This is a genomic window from Glaciecola petra (assembly GCF_031846345.1).
Taxonomy (GTDB): domain Bacteria; phylum Pseudomonadota; class Gammaproteobacteria; order Enterobacterales; family Alteromonadaceae; genus Glaciecola; species Glaciecola petra.
Genome location: NZ_JAVRHX010000002.1, coordinates 225,615 through 247,851 on the forward strand (window position 1 = coordinate 225,615; position 22,237 = coordinate 247,851).

Sequence of the window (22,237 nt, forward strand, 5' to 3'; positions counted from 1 at the left end):
TTAAGAACCTGAACAAAGCGCTATATATTGTTAAAACATAAGGAAATGGAAAGCAAAACTTATCAAAAAGTGGTGTAATACAAACGCGGTTTAGTTACACTTTTATCCTGCTTTTTAGCTTGTGTTGCCAACTAAAAGAAGACTATGGAAACCAGAAAAAGAAAACGTGGAATTCGTGCGTCACGAGAAAAACTCGAATTGGCAATGATTAATGTCGGTTTAAAAACGCAAAACGCACTAGCACAGCAAATCGCCCAAAATGAGAACATAGAAAAACCTCCTAAAGACCTAGTTAGTAAAGTATTTAATGAAAAACCAGTATCGGTTGCTAATTTGGCAAGAGTGGCAAAAGCGCTCAATGTTGAATCACATGCTATTTATCTAGCAAAAGACGATCATCAAGTCAGTAGTATTTTGCAATCTCAACAGAGTGAAACATTTGTTCAATCTAATAAATCTATAGAAACACTTGCTACGGACATACATGAGACTAAGAAACCACCCAATTTCAAGCTGAAAAATAACCTTGTTATTCCGATGATTGGTTTGTTGTTATTAACGGTGATAGGCATTTGGTGGTGGAACGCTTTTAATGGTACACATGTTTTTAATAATGCATCGGTCGCACCCTTAGATACAAAAATAAGTAGCCCACTAGGCAAGGTGTTAATTGTCGTTCAATCCCCGCCAGAAACGAGTCAACTAGCGCGGCTCTTGCTTCAAGATTTAACAAGTCAAACTAACATTAGCGTGATATTGCCCGAGCGACCTGACTCATATCAATTGAGTAATGCTGATTCCTTGAGCCAGTGGCAAGCTCATGGTGTACTTCGTATGAGCGTTAATACTGGTGAATTTTATGACTTTGTTAATGTCGAATTTGCTTCAAAGGTATATACCAAAACCCTCGGCCAGTTTTTTTTTAGTGCTGATGAGTTCGCAAGCCATAACGCCGAAATTGCAACTATTATTAGTGAACAAGTAACTCGGTTTATAAACGGCCAAATATTGAATCCAATTTATAGTGACTCCAAAGAGGCTTTGTTCGAATATTTTGCAGGAGTGAACCAGCTATTTGTCAGTCATTCTGCATCTGAATATGCCATTGCAGAGACCCATTTTCGGAATGCAACAGCGCTAGATCCAAAGTTCTCACAGGCGTATGCGCAAAAATGTAAAACTAAGGTTCGCGAAAGTTGGATAAAAGACGAAGTTACTTTACTTGAAGCCGCTGCTATTTATTGTAAAACTGCTGAAAATTTAGCACCCGAAGATGTACATACCTTATTGGCTAAATCTGAGTTGCTTTCTAGAACGGGTGAACCACGCGCAGCTATTACACTAGCTAGAAATATACTGGATCACAGGATAGTTTCGGCTGATGCTAAAGCGATTCTGGCAGAGTTGTTGATGGTACAGTCTAAAACAAGTGACGAAGATCAAATCAATTCTGATATTGTAAAGTTTGCTAAGCAAGCCATTGCGCTCGAAAAACGCCATTGGCGCGCATACAACACCCTAGGCAATTTTTATTTTAATAAAGGTCAAATTGACATTGCTAAAAACCAATTTGAACAGGCGTCAAAAATAGTAGTACATGAAGTTATAATGGGCAACCTGGGCACTATGCAAATGTGTTTTGACGAGCTGGAATCAGCAGAGTCAACCTATCGGAAACTAATTGCTTCTTTTGAAAATAATGCGCTAGGGCATGAAAATTTAGGGACGGTATTTTTGTTTCAACAACAATATCAAAAAGCTCTTGAGCAAAAACTTATTGCGATAAAAAAGCAACCTGAAATTTCAATTCATCAAGTGTGGTCTGGATTGGCCGAAGCATACTTGAGAATCAGCGAGTTAGACAAAGCGTATGAAAATTACGTAAATGCCCTCACCATTATTGAACGAGACGAATTACTTAACAATGCAAGCTTTGCAGACGGTCTCTTCAAACTCTATTATAAAGTAAAGTTGCAGAGCATCGCGCCCGAAAAGCAACTGGTGAGTGATTATATCGGGCAAACCAAGACTTTTTATGAAGAACGAGGACAAATGGGGCTTAAAGCAAGAAGTCACTTGGCCTGGCTTGCAGGCACTTTGGGCCAGAGTGCAGAGAAAGCAAACTTACTGAAAGAAATCACTTCAGTTTGTCCGGTTTATTTGCGTTCACCAGAATTACTCGATCAACCATAAACATGGAGAATTCCCTTAAGATGATATACCAACTAGGCAATAATAAAGTACAAATGGGCAATGAAGTATATGTTGCCCCTGGTGCACATGTAATGGGTAAAGTCATTCTCAAAGACAATGCGAGTGTATGGTTCAACGCGGTTATTCGGGGCGACTGTGACCCCATCACTATTGGTGAAGGAAGCAATGTGCAAGACGGTTCTATATTGCACACCGACTATGGATTTCCTCTAAATGTGGGTAAAGGTGTAACAATAGGCCATAAAGTGATGCTGCACGGCTGTAGTATTGGGGACTACTCGTTAATTGGTATCAATGCTGTTGTCCTTAATGGTGCTAAAATAGGTCATCATTGCATAGTTGGTGCTAATGCTTTGGTCACTGAAGGGATGGAAATACCTGATTATTCATTAGTAATAGGTTCTCCAGCAAAAGTAATCAAACAACTAAACGAAGAGCAAGCGCTGATGCTTGAAAAATCAGCTGAGCATTATCAACAAAATGCTGGGTATTTTGCTGAAAACTTAATACCGTTTGCTGAATAATTCAGAATATACACTTAACCCACACTTGCTCAAAATGAAAAGCAAGCTTAACTAAATGTTAAGTAAGCTTGACATTGTCGGGAACGTCATCTATCCTCTTTTAAGTCAAGTAAACTTTACTTAATGTAATGCTCACTTTAATTATTCAGTAAATGGAGAGTAAAAAATATGAAACAAGCCGAACAAACACTTAATCAACGTATTAATCAATCGAATAAACATTTAGCAATATGGACAGGCACTTGGTTAGTAAGCACAGCGTTATTAGCTTTTGGTCCCAAGTTAATATGGGACTTCGCGACAGCGCTAACTATCCTTGCTATTTTATTAAACCTTGCAGCTGGCGCAGGAATGACAATGGCTAATATAAGACATTTGCAAAGCTTAGATGAGCTAGGGCGAAAAGTTTTTTTAGATGCTGCAGCAATTACTTTAGGTGTGATGGTGGTATTTGGCGTGTGTTATGAGCTTGTCTCATTCGCTGGCGCTCAATTTGCTTTTGAAGCAAGAATATCTCATATCTATTTTGTCTTGGGCCCCACTTTCTTTATTTCTATGCTTATAGGTACTCGGAGATATAAATGAGAAATCGACTTAAAGTGTTGCGAGCAGAGCGCGATTGGACCCAAGCCGATTTAGCCGCAAAACTCGATGTTTCTCGTCAAACAGTTAACGCAATTGAAAAAGCCAAATTTGACCCGAGCCTGCCATTGGCCTTCAAAATTGCACGCTTATTTAATACAAGTATCGAAAGTATTTTTGAGGAGTGATGCAAACTAAAAGGCAGCAATTATGCAGCTGCCTTTAGAAAAACTTATTTATTAATTACTACCGGCGCATCTACTTTGACATGTGAGTATTGTTTTAGCGGTAACCGCTTCCTTGGCAATTAACTAATATTTGTTGAGCAACGTCGACAATTTAGTAAAACCAAGCTCAAGAAAAGAATACCAATAGTAGATGGTGCGTTGACAACAGAAATCGACAAATTGTCGTACATGCTTTGTACGTTTCCAGCAATGCGAATTCTATCCCAAGAACCTCCTAAAGAGCTGGTATCGGCGGTGAAGGTATCTATTGGGGTAGTTAATTGACCTCCAGAGTTAACAAAAAGGTTTACGATAGTATCAACGCTACCAAAAATCACCTCGCCAACTAAACTATCAAATCTTGTTGTGACTGCTGGTCCAGTCTCGCCATTATAATAGCCGGTCCAATTTATACCATATACATCTGTTGCAAAAGATAGTCCAAAAAACAACTCTTCATTGCCACCATTATAAAAAGATATACCAGAAAAATCGTTATTTGGTGCAGAATCAGCTGCCATATCAAACTCAATATAAACACGTGTTCCCACTTTATGCGATATACTGGTTTGTAGGTTTCTAAACGAAACACTAGAGCCTTTTACAACCCCATTCTCAAGGTTATGACTCCCACCCCAAGAACCATTCCATCCAAAACCTCCATTCTGACCATTAATAGTACCATCCGAATAATCAAAGCTGTCACTTGCAATAATATTAGCCATTGTTGAAGCCGATATTAGAAGAGATGCCACAATTATGAAGCTAGAAAATATATTTTTAGTTGTTATTCTCATTTTACCACCTTTTTCTTTTTTTTGATTGTAACTATCTAGGGTATGCAGGTCTTATGCCGATAGGAAAAAAGTATTCTTTTCAATATGATATATAGGATCATGAGAAATCGGGCTTGGTTGGTGTAAATAATGTTGACACTTTAAGTATGCTAATGGATGAGAAGTGCTACAAGCCAATTTGAGCTTTTGGTGCTCCAATCATATATTCTTTGTAGGTGATGCTAGGATAATTTATAGATTGGTCAAGATATAATATATTTGTTAATCTCTGAGGCAAAAGCGATTAGGACGTCGAGACTAAACATGACACAAATGAACCCTAAATTCATTGTTGCAGTAGCCGAACAGCTATCGTTTGTAAGCGCATTTTTAGGTGGTGTTTCAGCAACAATTTTAGTGACCATTGTGGTTTTTACAGCGTCTAAAAAATCGGTAAGCTGGATAGTGGCATCGTCTGCCCTTGCCGCCTGCAGTCTTTTAGTCGCGGTGATTGCATCTTGGCGACTGATTATTCTATTGCATCCTGAAATGCCAAGATTGACAGATACAGGTTTGGTAGAGACGTTATGGAAAGGAATGTTGTTAGGCTATGGAATTGGTTTTTTTAGTTTGCTGGTAAGCATTGGTTTAACAGGATGGTTGAGGTCAAAACGAGCCGGAATGATTACCTCGACCATTGCTGTAATTGCTGTACTCTTTTTTATGTTAGCGACGCCATTTGGGCTCAGAGCTGAGACGCCATCTAAGTTGGTGCAAGATGGTGCAAAACTGAATCTTGTTTCCGATATGTTTTCGTTTACCGAGGGGCCTGCTGTTAATAAAAGCGGCGATGTATTTTTTACAGATCAGCCCAACGATAGAATAATGAAGTGGTCGGCTTTAGACAATACAGTGTCTGTTTTTATGCAGCCAGCGGGACGTGCTAACGGCCTTTACTTCGACCATGATGACAATTTGTTGGCCTGCGCCGATGAGCAAAATGAGCTATGGAAGATTGATTTAAATGGTGAAAAGACAGTACTTGTCGACCAATTTAATAGCAAGCGATTAAATGGCCCAAATGACTTGTGGCTAGATGCAAAAGGGGGAATCTATTTTACAGACCCTTTTTATCAGCGCCTTTATTGGCAGCATGAAGAGCAAGAAATTACAGAACAAAATGTTTATTATATTAGTCCTGATTCTACTTCAATTGTGATAGCTGCGAGTGAGCTAGTGAAGCCAAATGGAATTATTGGCAGTGCGGATGGTAAAAGCTTATTTGTTGCAGATATCGGCGCTGATAAAACCTACAAATATGATATTGGTGAAAATGGTAAGCTGAGCAATCGACGATTGTTTACCGAGCTTGGCTCAGACGGCATGACTATCGATCAGCAAGGCAACCTATATCTTACCGGGAATGGCGTCACAGTATTTAACCCACAAGGTAAAAAAGTACTGCATATTCCAGTCCCTGAAGATTGGACAGCTAACGTGACCTTTGGTGGTTTAAATCAACGCACATTGTTTATTACTGCGATGGATTCAGTGTATACCTTACAAATGAACAGCAATGGTGTTCGTTAACTCTAATGTGTTTATACCCGAAAATACTGCTAACTTAGAATAACTATTCATCTGCAACTGCGGCTTGGATTAGCTCATATAGATCGTTTCGCAGACTAGAGTACTCACTTGCACTAGCCACAGGCCAGTTGGCGTTTATGGCTATAACAAGGTCATTTTTAGGGTCAATATAAATACCCTGCCCAAAAATGCCTCGACCGTCAAAGCTACCGTTGGAGTATATCCACCATTGATAGCCATAACTAAGAGTATCAGAACCAAAATCTGCTTGCTGACTCGTTGCTTTTGCTAAGTAGCCATCAGCAAGAATACTCTCGCCGTCGACCATTGCTCCTTGCGAAATAAAATGACCAAATCGTGCATAGTCACGAGTGGTAGCCTGAATACAACAACCGCTTATTTCATGTCCAGTGGTGTTTAGTAACCAAGAAGCGTCTTTTTCTGCACCAATATGCTGCCATACCTTTTCTGATAAATATTCAGTCAGTGGTTTTCCTGTCGCTTCGCTTACTACTAAGCCAATAAGATTAGTTTCTCCGGTGCTATAACGATACTCACTCCCCGCTATTGTGGCTCTTGGCAATTTACGCATATAACTTGCAACAACATCAATCCCATCGTCGGGTACATGCGTGTTAAAAAGGTTTACGTCTGAATTAGGGTCAGTATAACTTTCATTCCACGCCACGCCCGAGGTCATGGTTAGCAGTTGTTCAATGGTTACATCGTCGTATGCACTACCACGCATATCTGTAACGTAATTGGTCACCTTGTCATCTAAACTGTTAATGTAGCCGTCTTTAATCGCCGCACCTACCAAAGTTGAGGTGAAAGACTTTGCAACCGAAAAACTAGTCCATTTTTCTTCTACGGTAAAATCCAAGCCGTATTTTTCGAAACGCAACTCGCCTTTGTGCAATACCACAAGGCCAGACGCACGTAATTTAGAGAATAATCGCGCTAAAGTATCATTGTCGATATTCAAGGCAGGGCCATTTTTTAGAGGTGTTGTTTCACCCTTTTTTATGATTCGTAGAGGCAATATTTTGAGTTGTTCAGTTGCCCTAAATGCGGCATCTCGTTGCTCAGTCGTCCAAAAAAGCGGATTGTCTGAGCTGGGTTGATTCATTATCAAATAGCGAACGCTCTTATCAAGGCTAAACCAATAAGCGCTTACCCCTAGAATAAGCACAACAAAAAGACCAGCTATCCATTTCCACATAGTAATTATCCTAAGTTGTGTAATTAGCTTTTTTCGAGACGTCGCCTTTGCGATATAGCATACCTCTCACGTATATTAATAAAGGGAATTTCAACAATTCTATATAATCCTTCTGCTACCAAGAGTGTCAGGCTAAATGCCACTAAATAGTATACCGCCATAGGGGCGTCGGGTATCAAACGTTTGCATATGGCCAAAACATCCGGATGAAGCAAATAGATCGAATAAGAGCGGGTTGATATATGCATAATCAAACGATGCGCAAAAGGTAAACGCGTAATTGGTGAGTTGACAGCAGTGTAAACAAAGCCACCAAAAACAAGTGCTAACACTAGTGTAGATGGGTCAACGTAGTTTTCTACCGGGGGAAACCATCTGAAGAGGAAAAAACTAATATACAGCCCTGCGCATACTGTACAAATTACGGTTTTATACTTGGCAAATCGGTCCCATGTTTGTCGATATTGTTTTTGCATGTACGCGAGCAAGACTCCCATCAAACAGCAGTCCCATCGCACATGTGTTTGATTAAGTGACGTGTACATTTCTAAAAACCTAAATAAAGAAGGGAGCAATAAGAATAGGACTAAGGCCAACAGTGCAAACCAAGGACGTTTGAAAAATAATAATAGAGCGGTTAATGGAGCTATTACAAAGTAAAACTGCTCTTCAACAGCCAATGACCAACTCACATAAAAGTAAGGTAAATCAGAATAGTTTTGGGTAAACGTAAAATACGGTAATGGCGAAGCAACATTGTCTTTGGTCAAGTATAGTTGCAGCAATGTAAGCAGGAGCACGGTAAAATAGGCAGGCATAGTGCGTAGCCAGCGACGTACCCAGAATTTTCTAATATCGATGTTGCCGAATTTATGGTGCTCAGAAAATAACTGACTTCCTATTAGCCAGCCAGAAAGTAAAAAGAATAAATCGACCCCAGTGCCGCCAAACTGAAAGCCACTGCTAAATTCAGTGGCGCCATAACTTAAAATGGTATGTCCATTAAACACCAGCAATATGGCAATGGCTCTGAGAAGGTCCAGATAATAGATTCTTTCGCTAGGATTCATTTATTCGTTTTCTATTTCTTGTTTATGAGGGCATATAGTGCACCCTCGATATTGCTTTTACTAATGTTAGCTTGCAATTGATAATTAATAAACAGCTATTTCCTAGCTGGAATGGTTCTGCTTACATTGCAGATTTTTGTATGGTATGAATCCGTAACTTAAAGTAGTGCTGACTGCCATATTTTCAAAAGGTTTGCTTCACTAGCATAGAGTTTTTACCTCTTCATTAATATTACTCAAAGTATTCTTGGGGGTAAATGTGCTGGCATCGGCCTCCGCAAAATCGATTTCATATTTACTGGGGACTTTGTCTGTTAAAAATCCGCCTATTTCCATATGTGGAAATATTTCGTCATACCGTTTTACTTGTTCTTGGCTAACGCGTCTAAAAATATGTGTACGATTTAAGTTGCAAGGTGCTTTTAAGCCAGCGGAAGATACAATGTCTAAAGTAGCTTGCACCGTTTTGTGTTGAAATTGCTTTACCCTAACAGCCTTGTCTTTAGCCACTAAACCTTTTGATAATTCCGGGTTTTGTGTAGCAACCCCGGTCGGGCATTCATTGGTATTACAAGATAGCGACTGCACACATCCTAGTGCCAACATCATGCCGCGAGCACTGTTGCAGATATCAGCGCCTAAAGCCAAGTTTTTCACCAAATGAAAGCCTGATATTATTTTACCTGAAGCTATCACTTTGACTTCATCTCGAAGACCAAAACCGACTAAACAATCGTCAACAAAAGCTAAGGCTTCACGTAAAGGAGACCCAATAGAATTGGAGTATTCCAAAGGAGCTGCGCCTGTTCCACCTTCACCACCATCTACAGTCACAAAATCGGGTGTTATCCCAAGTTCTACCATGGCTTTGCAAATTGCCATAAACTCGCTGCGACGACCAATAGCGAGCTTAAAGCCAATCGGTTTACCCCCGCTAAGTTCTCTTAACTGTTGGACAAATTTAATTAGACCAATAGGTGAATCAAAAGCTGAGTGAGCAGGTGGCGAATCGACTTGTGTGCCCGGCTCTACACCTCGAATTTCTGCAATCTCTATGGTATTTTTGTTTGCTGGTAATATACCACCATGACCCGGTTTTGCTCCTTGTGATAGTTTTATTTCTATCATTTTGATATTGTCATGCTTTGCTTGGCTAGCAAATTTGTCTGCGTCAAAAGACCCTTCATCATTGCGACAACCAAAATACCCCGTACCAATTTGCCATACAACAGCAGCACTATGCTCTAGATGATAAGGGCTAACACCACCTTCGCCAGTATTATGATAAAACCCGCCGTCGCTAGCACCTTTATTTAAGGCTAATAAAGCTGGTTTGCTAAGTGAACCAAAACTCATAGCAGAAATATTGAGGATGCTAGCAGAATAAGGTTGTGAACAGTGTTTACCGCCAATATGCACGCGTGGTAGTTCTTCCATTTCAGAAATACTAAGGGCAGACAACGAATGCCCTATCCATTCATACCCAGTCTTATAGGTATCTATTTGCGTACCAAATGGAATGGTATCGCGACTGTTTTTTGCACGTTGATAGGCAATACTTCGGAACATGCGACTTATTGGCGCACCGCCGGTATCTGGTTCAATAATGTACTGCTGAATAAACGGGCGGATATCTTCTATTATCCAGCGAGCACGACCTACTAATGGGAAGTTACGCAAAATGGCATGCTTTTCTTGTTGGCTGTCGTAAAGCGCAATCAATAATAAAGGCAGGCTAACAATTAAAAGCCACATCAATGGTGTGAACAAGAAGCCTAAAATAACAACGCCCACGTTAACACCAATCAACCATTTGAATATTTTAGTGCGCATTTATACCTCATTTATTAGTAGTTAAGAGCTATGGTTAAAGCGGCAGTATGCATGCAATAAACTAGGCTCATATTTTTTCTTCGTTCAACAATAAAACAGACCGTCTATAAGTGCAAAACATTGCAAGACCATAAAAGTTATACTGCTGAGCTGAAAGTGTCATGCCTAGATTCACTTTTATCAGTTTTTTTTCTTTGGGTTTGACACGCAGTAGACAAGTATTCTAATCTGCTGATGAGAATTACTCGTCATTACAACGCTATAACAAGAATAAAGGCGTAACCAAGGTCTTCAAATGAAAAATATTACTAAAAATTCACGAGCGTTAACGCTTGTTGCTTTAGGTATTGCGGTTTCACTTAACAGCATCAACGTAAGTGCAACTATTGGGCAACAAACAACAGTTAACGTTGATACTCCCAAAGTGAAAATTATTCAGCCGGGAGCACCTGGTCAAGCTAGTAGGTCGCTTACCGCTGAAGATGCGATTGATATCGCAGACACTAGTTTTACATCAGATGATGTGAGTTTTATGCAAGACATGATACCGCATCACGCGCAGGCAGTTGAAATGGGTTTATTAGTAGATGGTCGTACTAATAATGCACAAATCATCGATATTGCGGGGCGTATAATGCGCGCGCAAGAGGACGAAATTGCCTTTATGCGATCGTGGCTTGAGGACAGAGGTCAAGCGACGGAAGGCCCCCATCACAATCATGTTGCTCATCATCTAGCTATGGGCATGGCAACGGCTGAACAAATGTCGCAACTGGCACAATCAGAAGGTGTTGAATTTGACCGACTCTTTTTGAATTTAATGATCCCGCATCACGAAGGCGCGGTGAATATGGTTGATGAGCTGTTAGAAAAATCAGGCTCGGCTTACGACCCTATATTGTACAACTTTGTGATTGATATCGTTAACGATCAAGAAGCCGAAATTGCACAAATGGACGCGATGTTAGCAGATCTATCGAGTGATGAACGAGTTGGGTTAACAGCGGGTTTTAGAGACGCTGGCGAAGCCATTTCAAATTTGAATTTACTTGCGTCTTTGCCCAAACCAGCTGGTTTTTTTGATCCTGAAAACCCTTCAAATTTGCCGCCTGTAGATGAAAGTGGCAGCGTTGACGGAGATGCCAATGACGAAGACGCCGAGGATTTAGAAGGCGGCGATATTAAAACCGAGTGGGGTGAACGTTGGCCTTTATTGAGCTTTTGGAATACCGATATGGCATTTTCAAAAGACATCTTAGCGGTGGGTAATTATCACGGTTTTAACCTTTACAAGCTAGATACGTCGGGTCTGCCCGAATTGACAAGTTCTATAGTGTGTCCTGGCGGTCAAGGCGATGTATCTATTGTCGGCGACTTACTGATCATGTCGGTTGAGCAAACCCGCGGCCGACTTGATTGTGGGTTGCAAGGTGTAAACGAAGACGTGAGCGACGAACGTTTCAGAGGTTTACGTATATTTGATATTTCTGACTTGTCTCAACCTATACAAGTTGGCGCCGTACAAACTTGTCGTGGTTCTCACACACATTCAGTTGTGTCTGCGAACGACAAGCGCATTGTGGTTTATAATTCAGGTACCGCTGGTGTGCGCGATGGTGACGAATTGGAAGGCTGTGTTGGTAATGTACCAGGGGATGAGCGTACCGCACTTTTTAGAATTGATATCATTGAAATTCCTGTTAAAAACCCTGCGCGTGCACGCATTACTTCTAGTCCAGGTGTGTTTGCTGACGACGACGGTCGTTTAGCGGGTTTATGGTTAGGTGGTGATCATGGTGAGGGCACACAAAGTACTAATGTGACCAACCAATGCCATGATATAACGGTTTTTCCCTCGGCTAAGCTTGCAGCTGGCGCATGTTCGGGTAACGGCATTATTTTAGATATTTCTAATCCTAAAAAGCCCAAAAGAATTGACGACGTGACCGACCCAGGCTTTGCATATTGGCATTCAGCAACCTTTAACAATGATGGCACAAAAGTGTTGTTTACCGATGAATGGGGCGGTGGCACACAGCCACGTTGCAGAGCATCTGATCCTGTCACATGGGGTGCCAATGCGATTTATGAAATCGAAGACGGCAAACTGGAGTTTAAGAGCTACTACAAAGTACCTGCTCCACAAACTGATACAGAAAACTGTGTTGCACACAACGGCTCTATTATACCGGTACCGGGTCGCGATATATTTGCTCAAGCGTGGTATCAAGGTGGTTTGTCGTTAATGGACTTTACCGATGCAGCAAATCCAATAGAAATCGCATATTTTGACCGCGGACCTATCCACGAAGAACGCATGGTAATTGGCGGTTATTGGTCAACATATTGGTATAACGGCAAAATTTATGGCACGGGTATTGTGCGTGGTTTAGATGTGTGGGAGTTAACACCTAGTGAATACCTAAGTGAAAACGAAATAGCGGCGGCTCAGATGGCCGATATGGGCGATACTTTTAATCCTCAGCAGCAGTTTCCTGTATCGTGGCCAGCCAATCCGGTCGTTGCTCGTGCTTATTTGGACCAATTGGCGCGACATAACGCTTTGTCAGATGCACAGCATGAGAGTGTAAAGTCGTTGTTGGCAAAAGTCGAAATCTTGTTAAATAACAATGATAGCGATCGTAAAACTTCACGCGCGCTAACTAAAATAGCTAAAACATTAGTAAGCGACAAAAGTGCAAAGGCTTCAAAAACAATCAGGGCCTTAAGCGATACGCTTAAACAAATGGCAAAAGAAATTTAAATGATAAGTAACGCCACCGGCTCTCGTTGCCGGTGGCGTTTCATTTTTAGACTCAATGACTACTTCATGCGCTCACGAACTTGATTGAAGTGCAAATAGGCCGGCACAATCACAAACGCGGCCATAGTGATTAATATCCATTGATAGTGTTCACCAAATACAGTCATATTTGACAGTGCATTGGCTGCTTCATTATTCACTTCAGAAGCATATGCAACTGGCCCAATAGCGGCTTCTTTCGCCATTGAAAAACCATTACTAAAAGCGCTTTCCCATCCCAAAGCAGATAACGAAGCATAAGCTTTATAGGCAACCGCCGACGCGCCAAAAGCAACAATACCAATAGCTACCGTGCCAATACTGAAGATGCCAACGCCCACAGCACCACAAGTAATTACGCCGACCGAAATTATACCTACACTAACTGGCGCTACTGCCAAGCCACCCCAGGCAAAAAGCAAACCATAAGCCTTACTCCCGCCAGCTATCCAGCCTTTTGCTGCAGGCTCATTAATTTCAGGTGTACCAAATTTAAAATGCACAAGCGGGTATCCAAATATGTGCAAGCTGCTTTTGTATTCGCGCTTTTTTGAAGATTGTTTATCCACTTCACGGGCAAAAGCTTCCGGATAAAAAATGCGCTCTTGTGCTCGTAATTCGGCAACTGTTTTGAATATCATTGACATCAACATTAAATAGCTAATAACAAATCCAAGCACTAATATTTGCGAGCTAACAGCAAAGGCTAGGTTGTAGTGTTGATAACTTGCCGATAAAAATTGCAGGCCATACATTGAGCCCACAAAAATTGCTGCAAAACTCATAAATAGCATAAATACTTTTTTTGCTAATTTGCGTTCGTTTTCTGTGCGTGATTGGTACAGACTAGCCTTTAAGCCAAAAAATGAACTGATAACCCCAGAAAACGCAGCAAAGATGGTAATTAGGCTAGTTGATTTAAAAAATGAACTGGTTTTAATAGAGCTTGCGCCTATAACTGCGGCCGCAGTGTGTTTCGACACATCTTCAAGCACAATAAACACACCTGCGGTAAATACCGCACCTGGTTTACTTTTCTCGAGGGCTTCTTCCATAATTGAGGTCATGGCTTTTTTCAATAATTTACGGCCCCTTGATAACCTTTGCTTGGCTGTATCAATATTCAAATCTAGCTGATTGGCGACATTTTCGACTGATTGTTGCTCACGATAAAACAACACTAAGGGTTCCCGATAGTTAACATCGATAGTACTAAGAGTATTCCACAATAGATTTTGCTGTTCTTTATCGATTGCCTGATCTTCCATACTAGACTCTGACACTTTGGATAAATTTAACGCGTCAATGTCATCCGCATTTTTAATCGCCTGATTTTTTTCGCTACGGCAATGATTACTGATTTTGAAACGCAAAATACCACATAACCATGACTTTAGCTTTGCAGGATCTCGCAAGGTATCGAGCTTTTGCCATGCTTCTACAAAAACGTCTTGGGCAATATCTTCGCTTTGTTTTAAGTCGCCTAAAGAGGCATATGCGACAGAGCATAATAAATTTTGGTAACGAGACACTATTTCACAAAATGCTTCTTTATCACCACCGATAGAAGCCAGAACTAAAGCTGGATCGTCCAGTTTTTTAAAGGCGCTTTTTTGTTTAAACATATGCATAAGTTGTTACCTCAATGAGTGAATAATTAATAAGTGGCAGTGGGGGAAGAAAAGGTGACACGTTTTTACATAAAAAATATTTTTGTCACCTTTTTTGACATCTACACACTTATTCATTAAGCGGTTATGCAATTTGTTATTAAGCATAACACGAGTCATTAATCACATTCCTATTGGAGAACGACCTATGCAACACGATTCTAAACGTACAAGATTTTTGCGTTTTGCCACCAAATTTACATTTATCATCGGTACATTGTTTGCGTTGATACTGCATTTTGGAGCGAGTGCCACTGAAAAGGTTTCAGCAAAACCTGCTGCTTTAATCGATAATTTCTCTAACAGCATAAATAACAACTTTGGCTATCCACGTCAGTTTATTAATGACACTGTGGTTGGTGGCAATACTCAAGCACAACAAGAAGTGAGCAATGGGAAGATACATTTGAGTGGTGAGGTTGTTCCACCTAGGGGTCAACCTGGTTGGGCTAGCACTGTTTTGTTACTAAGTGGAGAAGCTCAGTCAATTGATGCAAGTCATTATCAAGGTCTTCGCATACGAATCAAAATAAACACCGGCAGTGTATCTATTTCGGTTAACAGTAACGATGTTAAAAACTTCGATTATCATGCCACCGTTATCAATGCTGCTACCGACGGTAAGTATCATGAAATTACGATTCCTTTTAATTCTTTACAACGCATGTGGTCAGAACAGACACAACTCAATACAAAAGCCCTCAACAGCTTAAGTATTGTCGCATTTGGTCTCAAAAAAACCGCCTTCGATTTTGAAATTGACGAAATCAGTTTTTACTAGGGCATTAATTTAGACGCAGTATTCAAGAGGCAGCAATGATGGCTTATCAACACGATGAACGCTTAGACTATTTGGATGCGGTGCGTTGCTTCGCACTACTCATGGGGATTGTTTTTCATGCTTCTTTGTCATTTATGCCTATTTATATTGGTTGGGCTGTGATGGATGAACAAACAAGCGAAGTGGTGCCAAGCTTTGTGTTAATTAGTCATTCATTCCGAATGCCTTTGTTTTTTCTGATTGCAGGTTTTTTCAGCCATATGAGTTTTCATAGAAAAGGTCTGCATTCTTTTATCAAAAGTCGCTTAATGCAAATCGGTATACCGCTAGTTTTGGGGTGGTTTTTACTACGTCCTTTGCTCATTGCTGGCTGGCATATTGGTGCAGAAAGCATGCGGGGCGAAGCTGATATTTTAGTAGGGTTACTAAACGGCTTATCAAGTTTAAAAACTCTCCCACATGGTTTTCTTGTTGGCACGCATCTTTGGTTTTTATATTATTTGCTACTGATATCGGCCACTGTATTGTCGTTAAGGTTCTTGCTGGGTATAAACGAGTCACTTAAACGCAAATTAAGCGCTATATGCGACCGTTTTATTGAAAAAGTACTGATTACACCGTGGTTTGTTTTTATAATGGCATTGCCGAGCGCATTTGGCTTATGGTTCATGCAACATTGGGGCATAGATACCCCAGACAAATCACTAATACCGGTTTTTGCAGTCAGTTTTTTATATGGTTTGTGTTTTGCCCTTGGGTGGGTATTGCATCGACAAGCCGCACTTTTCGAGAGGCTGGCAAATCTATCGTGGACACAAAGTATTATATGTATTGCAAGTGTTTGCTTAACGCTAGTGCTGTCGCAATATGAAGGACAAATTAATCTTGTAAACTACGGCCTTATAAAAGTCACTTACATGTTTGTTTATGCTTTAACGATATGGTCCTTAGTTCGTTTAAGTATTGGCTTATGTAAAACGTTTTTGTCGAAGCGCAATGCATTGATGAGCTACATCACCGACGCCTCCTATTGGATATATCTCATTCACTTACCCATTGTCGTTTTTTTGCAAATTGCCTTTGCAGAGTTGCCACTACCTTGGCTAGTGAAATTATCCTCGATCTGTTTGATAACGTTTTTAATCACTTTGTTAAGCTACGATTTATTGGTGAGGGCTTCATTTTTAGGGCAATTATTAAATCATAAAAAGAAAGCTAGTGTCCTGTATAACCTTTTCTTGAAGAAGCTAAGGAGCGGGAGAGGCTTCTGAAGCAAATGTCTGTAGTAGAAAATGCTTGGCAAGACAGTGCAAAAACGATTTTGCATCTGTCTGTCAGGCATGTGCTAAGTGATCAAATATAAATTAATTGTTGTTGGCACTTTTATCATAATTCGCTGTTAAACAATGCATTCATGTCTAATGACGTTTCGCCAGCACTGAGTGCTTCAGCTATATCAGCTCCTCGAATAAGATAAGTCTCTCCACGAACGGCATCGCTCACAATAAGTTCGTTAAGACCATCTCCATCTAAATCCTCTAGGCTCGCTACTGTTGCAGCAAGGCTATCTTGAGCAGTAAGACCACTAATACTAAGCGTCTGGCCCGGCGCGCTAGCCGATAAATCAAAAGAGAATCCTAAATCTACTTCAGTCAGGGTTTCTCCTGTAATGACTCGTATTTCGTTAATGTCAGGGCTAACGGATGTGCGCAAGGTCAACACTAACTCGCTAAAGCCGCCGCCTGATAGGTCGTTGATTGAAGAGATAGCGCTACTAGTTAAATTGTTTGCGGTATCATCAACAAACTTTGAATTGGGAGTATTAGCGTAGGTTGAGCCAATTGCAACATTCGCGAGCCCGCCAATTGGCATCGACCAAGCTATTTCAGGAATACCATCACCTTCAAGGTCAAATGCTTGCTGGCTGAGTACTTCAATGCCTGAAGTTGCGTTTATCTCAATATCAAAACTAGTACCGATGTTTAAATTGCCTGCTGTGCGACCCGCTGCAATAGTAGAACTATGTACAACTTGCACCCACTGTGAACGAGTTAATACTAGTTCCGGAAGTCCATCACTATTAATATCTTCTACCGAGGCCATTTGTTCGCCGGCAAAAGGAAAACTTAAATAATCAATATTCAGATCTAGTACTTGGGTTTGTGACGCAGCAACTAAATCGATTGTCCCAGATTCTTTTGCACTTGCTAAAAAATCCCCAAATACAACAAAGCTTTCTTCAACTGGCGTTGGCAAGCCGAAGGCTATATCGGCAAGACCATCCCCATCAAAATCGCCGCTGGCAAAAGATAGCACTGAACTAATCTCTGATTGAAAAGATAATGGCAGTATTTGGTTAGCATTCAATTCATCCAGAATAAGCCCGCTACTTGTATTATTTTGTATGGTGCTTCCCCAAATCAGATAAGCCATTTCACGTTGTGATGTGCAGCCTTCACAAAGTGAATAAGCCACGAGAAGCTCGCCAATGTTATCACCATCGATATCACCAACGGCACGGGCCGTGAGAGTTTTAGACGAGCCACCTGCAGGCATTGACGCTGAAATTTGGACCGGCAGTACTTCTGTCTGCATGGCGGTGCTAGTGTCTAAAACCGCCGCAGGCATTGCATCTGCCAAATAGTCACCAAATACGACAAGACCTTCTAGGTCATCTCCCACTTGGGTCGTCATCCACAGATCATTTATGCCGTCACCATCAACATCGCCAATGGGTTCAATATTTACCGCGCCGCCAAGTAATTTAAGACCAGACGTTGCAGTTCCTATTAAATCGAGAACTGTAAATTCGGCACTACACATAACCTCACCAACCGATACACTAAGCTGCCCTACTGGATTGGTTAGGGCTTCAAAATCTATTGGATTCGACAGCGTTACTGCGCCAGTGCCAGAATCTAAACTTATACTGTCAAATAACAAATTTTCGGCTGTTACAACAAAATTTTCAAAGGTAAAGGCATCCCCTTCTGGATCTGTTGCCGTGAATCTGTAGATTTCACCGCTTGCATTTTCGGCTATTGTGAATGATTCAGCGCTTTGACATACTGGAGGTTCATCAACATTAGTAATGGTGGCAGTCAAATTGACTTCAATTGTTGCTTCAGAATTAGTAATGGAAAGGACTACCTCATACACATTATTCATATCAGCATCTGCCGGACTTTCAAAGTCGGGAGAATCGTTAAAATTAAGACCGCCATCAGCAATCGTAAATGCACCTGCATCGGCGCCACTAAGAGCAAACTCTAATACACTAGAATCATTGTCGGTAGCTGAAATTGCGAACCCAATTACCCCCTCTCCAGCCTCAAAGTCTGTAGCACCTAAATAACTGGGGGCTTCGACGACATTTGTTATAGTCACCGTGACTGTAGCAGTTACCGTTGTTGTACCATCATTCAAATTGAAGGTTTGGACATATACATTGTCGCGGTCACTGTCTAAGGGATCTTCAAAGTTAAATGCCCCATTTTGTGTTTGTGCAGTGACCTGACCAGTACTGGTATTTAATTGAAAAAATCCTCCGTCTCCTGTGCCTGCATCACTAATTGTGACCGTATCGCCATCGGGGTCACTCACTGAGACAACAAATTGCACAAGCTCATTTTCGGCAAAGGTAAACTCAGTAGGACTATTAAAGCTAGGGGCTTGGTTAGGTGGTGGCGTTGGGACTGGAACGGGAGTTACTCCACCGCCTCCGCCACCACCGCCGCAATTAATTAGAAAAGCACAGCATAAAAATAGTGTGAATAGTCGAGTTGGCATGATCTGCATTAAAGGACCTTTGTAATCACCCGGATTTTATATTCACGTTAACATTGGCGTTAAAATTTTTCCAATATATTTGGAAGATGATGTAGAGAAGAAAATGCTCGTGGCTGTGCAATCATCGGGCTTATCAAAAAGTCGGTGGGTTTCTAAATTGGTAAAAGAAAAAATCAATAATGAATGGCCTGATTTGGTGCGCGAAATGGCAGGCACTTGGGATAACTTTCACATTTAAGACGTCGACTGCGGAGTGTTTACATCAAACTCGGCAAAAATAGCACAATCGCTGGTGCGTATGTCACCAACACCAAAGCAATCAATAAAGCGATGATAAAAGGCCAAATTTCTCGCATAAAGTGAGCAACAGGTACTTTGGTGACCGAGCATGTGGTAAACATCATCGAACCAAATGGAGGCGTCACACCACCAATCATAATATTCACTATCATGATCATACCAAAGTGCACTGGGTCAACACCAAGTGCGACCACAACAGGTACTAGCAATGGCGCAATAATAATCAATGCAGCACCGCCCTCTAATACCATGCCAATTAATAACAAAAATACGTTAATAATACCTAGCATTGTGTATTTGTTATCGGTAAGGCTAAGTAGCATTTGGGTGAGCTCTTGCGGAATGCGTTCCCAGTTTAAGTAGTAACCGAAGACTGAAGCTGAAATGATAATTAACACCACGGTGCCTGTGCCGTAGATGGTGTCGAGTAAGATAGGCTTTATGTGACTAAATTTAAGCTCTTTGTAAACAAATATGCCAATCAATATTGACGCCAATACCGCCATGGCGCCGGCTTCAGTGGGGGTAAATAGGCCAAAGCGTAAACCTAAAATAATGCCAAAGGGCAAAGATAGTGACCAAATTGAATCTTTAAACTGTAAACCGATTTCACCCCAAGTAGCACGTTTGTCTCTGGAGGGTTTGTATTTTCGTCTACGCGAAATAAACGTAACTGTGAGCATGAGCGCACCGGCCATTAATAAGCCAGGCACGTAGCCGGCCACAAACAATTCAGCCACTGAAACTTGGGCAATAAGCGCATAAATAATCATGACTATACCGGGCGGAATTACTGGCGAAATAGCCGATGACGCGGCCGTAATAGCGGCTGAAAAAGGCCGGCTATATCCGCGCTTTTCCATTTGTGGCACCAATATTTTACTTTGCATGGCAGCATCAGCATTCGCTGAGCCAGAAATACCACCCATAAAGGTACTCAAGACCACGTTCACTTGAGCCAAGCCGCCAATTAGATGACCGGTTAGTACTTCGGCCATTTGCATGAGTTTTTTGCTTATCCCAGAATAATTCATCACCGAACCCGCCATGACAAAAAACGGTATCGCCAGCAATGGGAAAGAAGCTGCAGAAGTAATGAATTTTTGCAGTACTAAGTCGGGCGGCATACCGGCATCATAAAAAGTAAAATAGAAAATAGCTGAGCCAAACAGCGCATACGCAATGGGTATACCCAAAAAGTAGAGGACAAATAGAATGAGAATAGGTAAATAAATCATGCTGCTTCAGCCTTATTCAAAAACTTCAGAATGTCTCGATATAAAAATCTAATGGTATAGAAAGTAATTAGGCCAAAGCCTACTACCAGCGCCGAATTTAGCGCGGCTGAACTTATGCCTAATACAGCCGTAGGTTTGACCCAAGCAATTTTTGTAAACACGATGGCCATATAAAAAATGTAGCCGTTGAGTGCTAATAGCAGCAGCCCCGTGCCAAACCGAACCGCCTTTTCGATTGTGGGCGGTGTTTTTGTGATGAGAATATCTATACCCATATCCATTTTATGTTTATAGGTAGCGCTAGCTCCGACAAACACGCACCAAACAAAACAAATTGTGGCCACTTCTTCGGCCCAAAAAATAGAGTAACTAAACAGATAACGTAAAAATACATTAATAATCACTAGTGTGATCATGGTAACCAAAAAGCAACTGCATACAATTTCTTCAAAGTGCCTGAAAAAATACTTTAGCTTATTCATTATCTGCGGCCTTAGCTCTTATTTTGGTAAGCTCTGTTTGGATTTGCTCGTACATGTCGAGCGTAACGCCTTTTAATTCGCCGTCGTACAATGTGACGGTTCGGGCTTCAAAGGCTTCGCGGTCGATATCATTAAACTGTACGCCATTAGCTTCGAGGTCTTTTATTACTTGGGCATGTTTGTTTTTTAAATTGGCAATCATTTGTTCGGCCTCATAAGCAAACTCATGTTCAATGATCTGTTGATATTTAGGCGGTATTTTTGCCCAAACTTCTGTGGATATATATACGCCACACGTGCCTAAAAAATGATTAGTAAACGCCACATTTTTTTTACCCGTTTCGTATACCTTTGTGCCTAAATTAGTAAATTCTGAGCCTTCAAGGCCATCAACAACGCCCTGTTGCAACGCGCTGAAGGTTTCTCCCCAAGGCAAGGGTGTGGCGTTTGCACCCATGGCATTAATGGTTTGTATAAATAAATTACTGCCCGGGGTTCTTAGCTTTACACCCGATAAATCTTCGGGCTTGGTTACAACACGGTCGGTGATTAAATTACGAAAACCAAATATATATTGTAATGATAGAACTTTTATACCTTTGTCTTCGAGTTTATTTACCCAGCTTTTCACCATAGGTGTTTTGATAATTTCCATGTACTCGTCAAAATTATTATAAAGCATAGGGCCAACTAGCGCGGTAAATTCTGGCACATAGTCGCCAATGTATGATGGGTCTTCAACTGAAATAAAATAAGCACCGCGGGCGACCATTTCTACGCCATCTTTATAAGCCGCAATTTGTGCTCCCGGGTAGGTTAATACCCGAACGGCGCCATTGGTTTTGGTATGAATTCGCTCAGCGACCAATTCGATTGATTGCGCAAGCTCTTCGTTGACATTAAAAACATGACTCAAGCGCAAAGTAATGCTGAAATCTTCTTCGGTTTTTTGCTGCTGACAAGCACTGGTAAATAGTAAAAAACAAACAGTGACAGTGAACATGCTTAACTTTGTTATTTTTAGTAGCGTTATTTTTAACATCGTTATTCTTAGCGTCGCTGCGGACAAACATTAGAGAGTTGTACCACTAAGAATAGGTTACTTGGGTGTTTGATGCAAAGCTTGTCTACAAACA

Annotated in this window: 18 protein-coding genes; 9 read left to right on the plus strand and 9 right to left on the minus strand. The window is 41.1% G+C overall.

Features of this window, described 5'->3' with window-relative positions; translation table 11 throughout:
* The first annotated feature begins 144 nt into the window (after positions 1-144).
* From RM552_RS08895 to RM552_RS08910, 4 genes are all read left to right on the plus strand, one after another.
* A complete protein-coding gene (locus RM552_RS08895) occupies positions 145-2,193 on the plus strand; it encodes a tetratricopeptide repeat protein (RefSeq protein WP_311368474.1) in 2,049 nt (682 codons plus the stop codon).
* Positions 2,194-2,213: 20 nt separating this feature from the next.
* The gene (locus tag RM552_RS08900) at positions 2,214-2,738 is read left to right on the plus strand and encodes a gamma carbonic anhydrase family protein (protein ID WP_311368475.1); all 525 of its coding nucleotides are present in this window, start codon (positions 2,214-2,216) and stop codon (positions 2,736-2,738) included.
* A gap of 168 nt (positions 2,739-2,906) precedes the next feature.
* Entirely contained in the window at positions 2,907-3,323 is a 417-nt protein-coding gene (locus RM552_RS08905; protein ID WP_311368476.1) for a hypothetical protein, read from the plus strand.
* On the plus strand, positions 3,320-3,508 hold the full coding sequence (locus tag RM552_RS08910; RefSeq protein WP_311368477.1) for a helix-turn-helix transcriptional regulator: 189 nt from the start codon (positions 3,320-3,322) through the stop codon (positions 3,506-3,508). The genes RM552_RS08905 and RM552_RS08910 overlap by 4 nt, the downstream gene beginning before the upstream one ends.
* A gap of 119 nt (positions 3,509-3,627) precedes the next feature.
* Here the strand turns inward: RM552_RS08910 and RM552_RS08915 are convergent, their stop codons facing one another.
* Positions 3,628-4,344 (minus strand): hypothetical protein, encoded by a 717-nt coding sequence (locus RM552_RS08915; protein ID WP_311368478.1) that lies wholly within the window; start codon positions 4,342-4,344, stop codon positions 3,628-3,630.
* A gap of 303 nt (positions 4,345-4,647) precedes the next feature.
* Between RM552_RS08915 and RM552_RS08920 the strand changes: the two genes are divergently transcribed.
* Complete coding sequence (locus RM552_RS08920) at positions 4,648-5,913, plus strand: SMP-30/gluconolactonase/LRE family protein (protein WP_311368479.1); 1,266 nt, start codon at positions 4,648-4,650, stop codon at positions 5,911-5,913.
* A 43-nt stretch (positions 5,914-5,956) separates the two neighbouring features.
* Here RM552_RS08920 and RM552_RS08925 read toward each other — a convergent pair whose 3' ends face one another.
* The 3 genes from RM552_RS08925 to RM552_RS08935 all read right to left on the minus strand — a co-directional run bounded on the left by RM552_RS08925 (position 5,957) and on the right by RM552_RS08935 (position 10,038).
* Positions 5,957-7,135 (minus strand): serine hydrolase domain-containing protein, encoded by a 1,179-nt coding sequence (locus RM552_RS08925; RefSeq protein WP_311368480.1) that lies wholly within the window; start codon positions 7,133-7,135, stop codon positions 5,957-5,959.
* 23 nt (positions 7,136-7,158) lie between these two features.
* Positions 7,159-8,205 carry an acyltransferase family protein gene (locus RM552_RS08930; protein ID WP_311368481.1) on the minus strand — a complete coding sequence of 349 codons (1,047 nt, stop codon included), beginning with the start codon at positions 8,203-8,205 and terminating at the stop codon, positions 7,159-7,161.
* Positions 8,206-8,406: 201 nt separating this feature from the next.
* Positions 8,407-10,038, minus strand: a complete 1,632-nt coding sequence (locus RM552_RS08935; protein WP_311368482.1) for an FMN-binding glutamate synthase family protein — start codon at positions 10,036-10,038, stop codon at positions 8,407-8,409.
* Between the two features lie 295 nt (positions 10,039-10,333).
* Between RM552_RS08935 and RM552_RS08940 the strand changes: the two genes are divergently transcribed.
* On the plus strand, positions 10,334-12,802 hold the full coding sequence (locus tag RM552_RS08940; protein WP_311368483.1) for a DUF305 domain-containing protein: 2,469 nt from the start codon (positions 10,334-10,336) through the stop codon (positions 12,800-12,802).
* Between the two features lie 59 nt (positions 12,803-12,861).
* On the opposite strand, the gene RM552_RS08945 is transcribed toward RM552_RS08940, so the two are convergent.
* Positions 12,862-14,472: an RNA polymerase sigma factor gene (locus RM552_RS08945; protein ID WP_311368484.1), complete on the minus strand. Its 1,611-nt coding sequence runs from the start codon at positions 14,470-14,472 to the stop codon at positions 12,862-12,864.
* 187 nt (positions 14,473-14,659) lie between these two features.
* Between RM552_RS08945 and RM552_RS08950 the strand changes: the two genes are divergently transcribed.
* Together RM552_RS08950 and RM552_RS08955 are read left to right on the plus strand one after the other, a co-directional pair.
* Positions 14,660-15,292 carry a CIA30 family protein gene (locus RM552_RS08950; RefSeq protein WP_311368485.1) on the plus strand — a complete coding sequence of 211 codons (633 nt, stop codon included), beginning with the start codon at positions 14,660-14,662 and terminating at the stop codon, positions 15,290-15,292.
* A 38-nt stretch (positions 15,293-15,330) separates the two neighbouring features.
* Positions 15,331-16,563, plus strand: a complete 1,233-nt coding sequence (locus tag RM552_RS08955) for an acyltransferase family protein (RefSeq protein ID WP_432277206.1) — start codon at positions 15,331-15,333, stop codon at positions 16,561-16,563.
* Positions 16,564-16,678: 115 nt separating this feature from the next.
* Here RM552_RS08955 and RM552_RS08960 read toward each other — a convergent pair whose 3' ends face one another.
* Positions 16,679-19,090 carry a hypothetical protein gene (locus RM552_RS08960; RefSeq protein WP_311368487.1) on the minus strand — a complete coding sequence of 804 codons (2,412 nt, stop codon included), beginning with the start codon at positions 19,088-19,090 and terminating at the stop codon, positions 16,679-16,681.
* Between the two features lie 100 nt (positions 19,091-19,190).
* On the opposite strand from RM552_RS08960, the gene RM552_RS08965 reads away from it, so the two are divergent.
* Entirely contained in the window at positions 19,191-19,319 is a 129-nt protein-coding gene (locus RM552_RS08965) for a hypothetical protein (protein WP_311368488.1), read from the plus strand.
* Between the two features lie 19 nt (positions 19,320-19,338).
* Here the strand turns inward: RM552_RS08965 and RM552_RS08970 are convergent, their stop codons facing one another.
* Genes RM552_RS08970 through RM552_RS08980 form a run of 3 tightly spaced genes read right to left on the minus strand, consistent with a single transcriptional unit; the run spans position 19,339 to position 22,143 of the window.
* Complete coding sequence (locus RM552_RS08970; protein ID WP_311368489.1) at positions 19,339-20,619, minus strand: TRAP transporter large permease; 1,281 nt, start codon at positions 20,617-20,619, stop codon at positions 19,339-19,341.
* The gene (locus tag RM552_RS08975) at positions 20,616-21,101 is read right to left on the minus strand and encodes a TRAP transporter small permease (RefSeq protein WP_311368490.1); all 486 of its coding nucleotides are present in this window, start codon (positions 21,099-21,101) and stop codon (positions 20,616-20,618) included. The genes RM552_RS08970 and RM552_RS08975 overlap by 4 nt, the downstream gene beginning before the upstream one ends.
* Entirely contained in the window at positions 21,094-22,143 is a 1,050-nt protein-coding gene (locus RM552_RS08980) for a C4-dicarboxylate TRAP transporter substrate-binding protein (protein WP_311368491.1), read from the minus strand. Before RM552_RS08980 ends, RM552_RS08975 begins: the two co-directional genes overlap by 8 nt.
* Positions 22,144-22,237: the final 94 nt, after the last annotated feature.

Coding starts and splice junctions, on each gene's coding strand:
- RM552_RS08895 (WP_311368474.1), top strand. CDS start 145: ATGGAAACCAGAAAAAGAAAACGTGGAATTCGTGCGTCACGAGAAAAA.
- RM552_RS08900 (WP_311368475.1), top strand. CDS start 2,214: ATGATATACCAACTAGGCAATAATAAAGTACAAATGGGCAATGAAGTA.
- RM552_RS08905 (WP_311368476.1), top strand. CDS start 2,907: ATGAAACAAGCCGAACAAACACTTAATCAACGTATTAATCAATCGAAT.
- RM552_RS08910 (WP_311368477.1), top strand. CDS start 3,320: ATGAGAAATCGACTTAAAGTGTTGCGAGCAGAGCGCGATTGGACCCAA.
- RM552_RS08915 (WP_311368478.1), bottom strand. CDS start 4,344: ATGAGAATAACAACTAAAAATATATTTTCTAGCTTCATAATTGTGGCA.
- RM552_RS08920 (WP_311368479.1), top strand. CDS start 4,648: ATGACACAAATGAACCCTAAATTCATTGTTGCAGTAGCCGAACAGCTA.
- RM552_RS08925 (WP_311368480.1), bottom strand. CDS start 7,135: ATGTGGAAATGGATAGCTGGTCTTTTTGTTGTGCTTATTCTAGGGGTA.
- RM552_RS08930 (WP_311368481.1), bottom strand. CDS start 8,205: ATGAATCCTAGCGAAAGAATCTATTATCTGGACCTTCTCAGAGCCATT.
- RM552_RS08935 (WP_311368482.1), bottom strand. CDS start 10,038: ATGCGCACTAAAATATTCAAATGGTTGATTGGTGTTAACGTGGGCGTT.
- RM552_RS08940 (WP_311368483.1), top strand. CDS start 10,334: ATGAAAAATATTACTAAAAATTCACGAGCGTTAACGCTTGTTGCTTTA.
- RM552_RS08945 (WP_311368484.1), bottom strand. CDS start 14,472: ATGCATATGTTTAAACAAAAAAGCGCCTTTAAAAAACTGGACGATCCA.
- RM552_RS08950 (WP_311368485.1), top strand. CDS start 14,660: ATGCAACACGATTCTAAACGTACAAGATTTTTGCGTTTTGCCACCAAA.
- RM552_RS08955 (WP_432277206.1), top strand. CDS start 15,331: ATGGCTTATCAACACGATGAACGCTTAGACTATTTGGATGCGGTGCGT.
- RM552_RS08960 (WP_311368487.1), bottom strand. CDS start 19,090: ATGCAGATCATGCCAACTCGACTATTCACACTATTTTTATGCTGTGCT.
- RM552_RS08970 (WP_311368489.1), bottom strand. CDS start 20,619: ATGATTTATTTACCTATTCTCATTCTATTTGTCCTCTACTTTTTGGGT.
- RM552_RS08975 (WP_311368490.1), bottom strand. CDS start 21,101: ATGAATAAGCTAAAGTATTTTTTCAGGCACTTTGAAGAAATTGTATGC.
- RM552_RS08980 (WP_311368491.1), bottom strand. CDS start 22,143: ATGTTAAAAATAACGCTACTAAAAATAACAAAGTTAAGCATGTTCACT.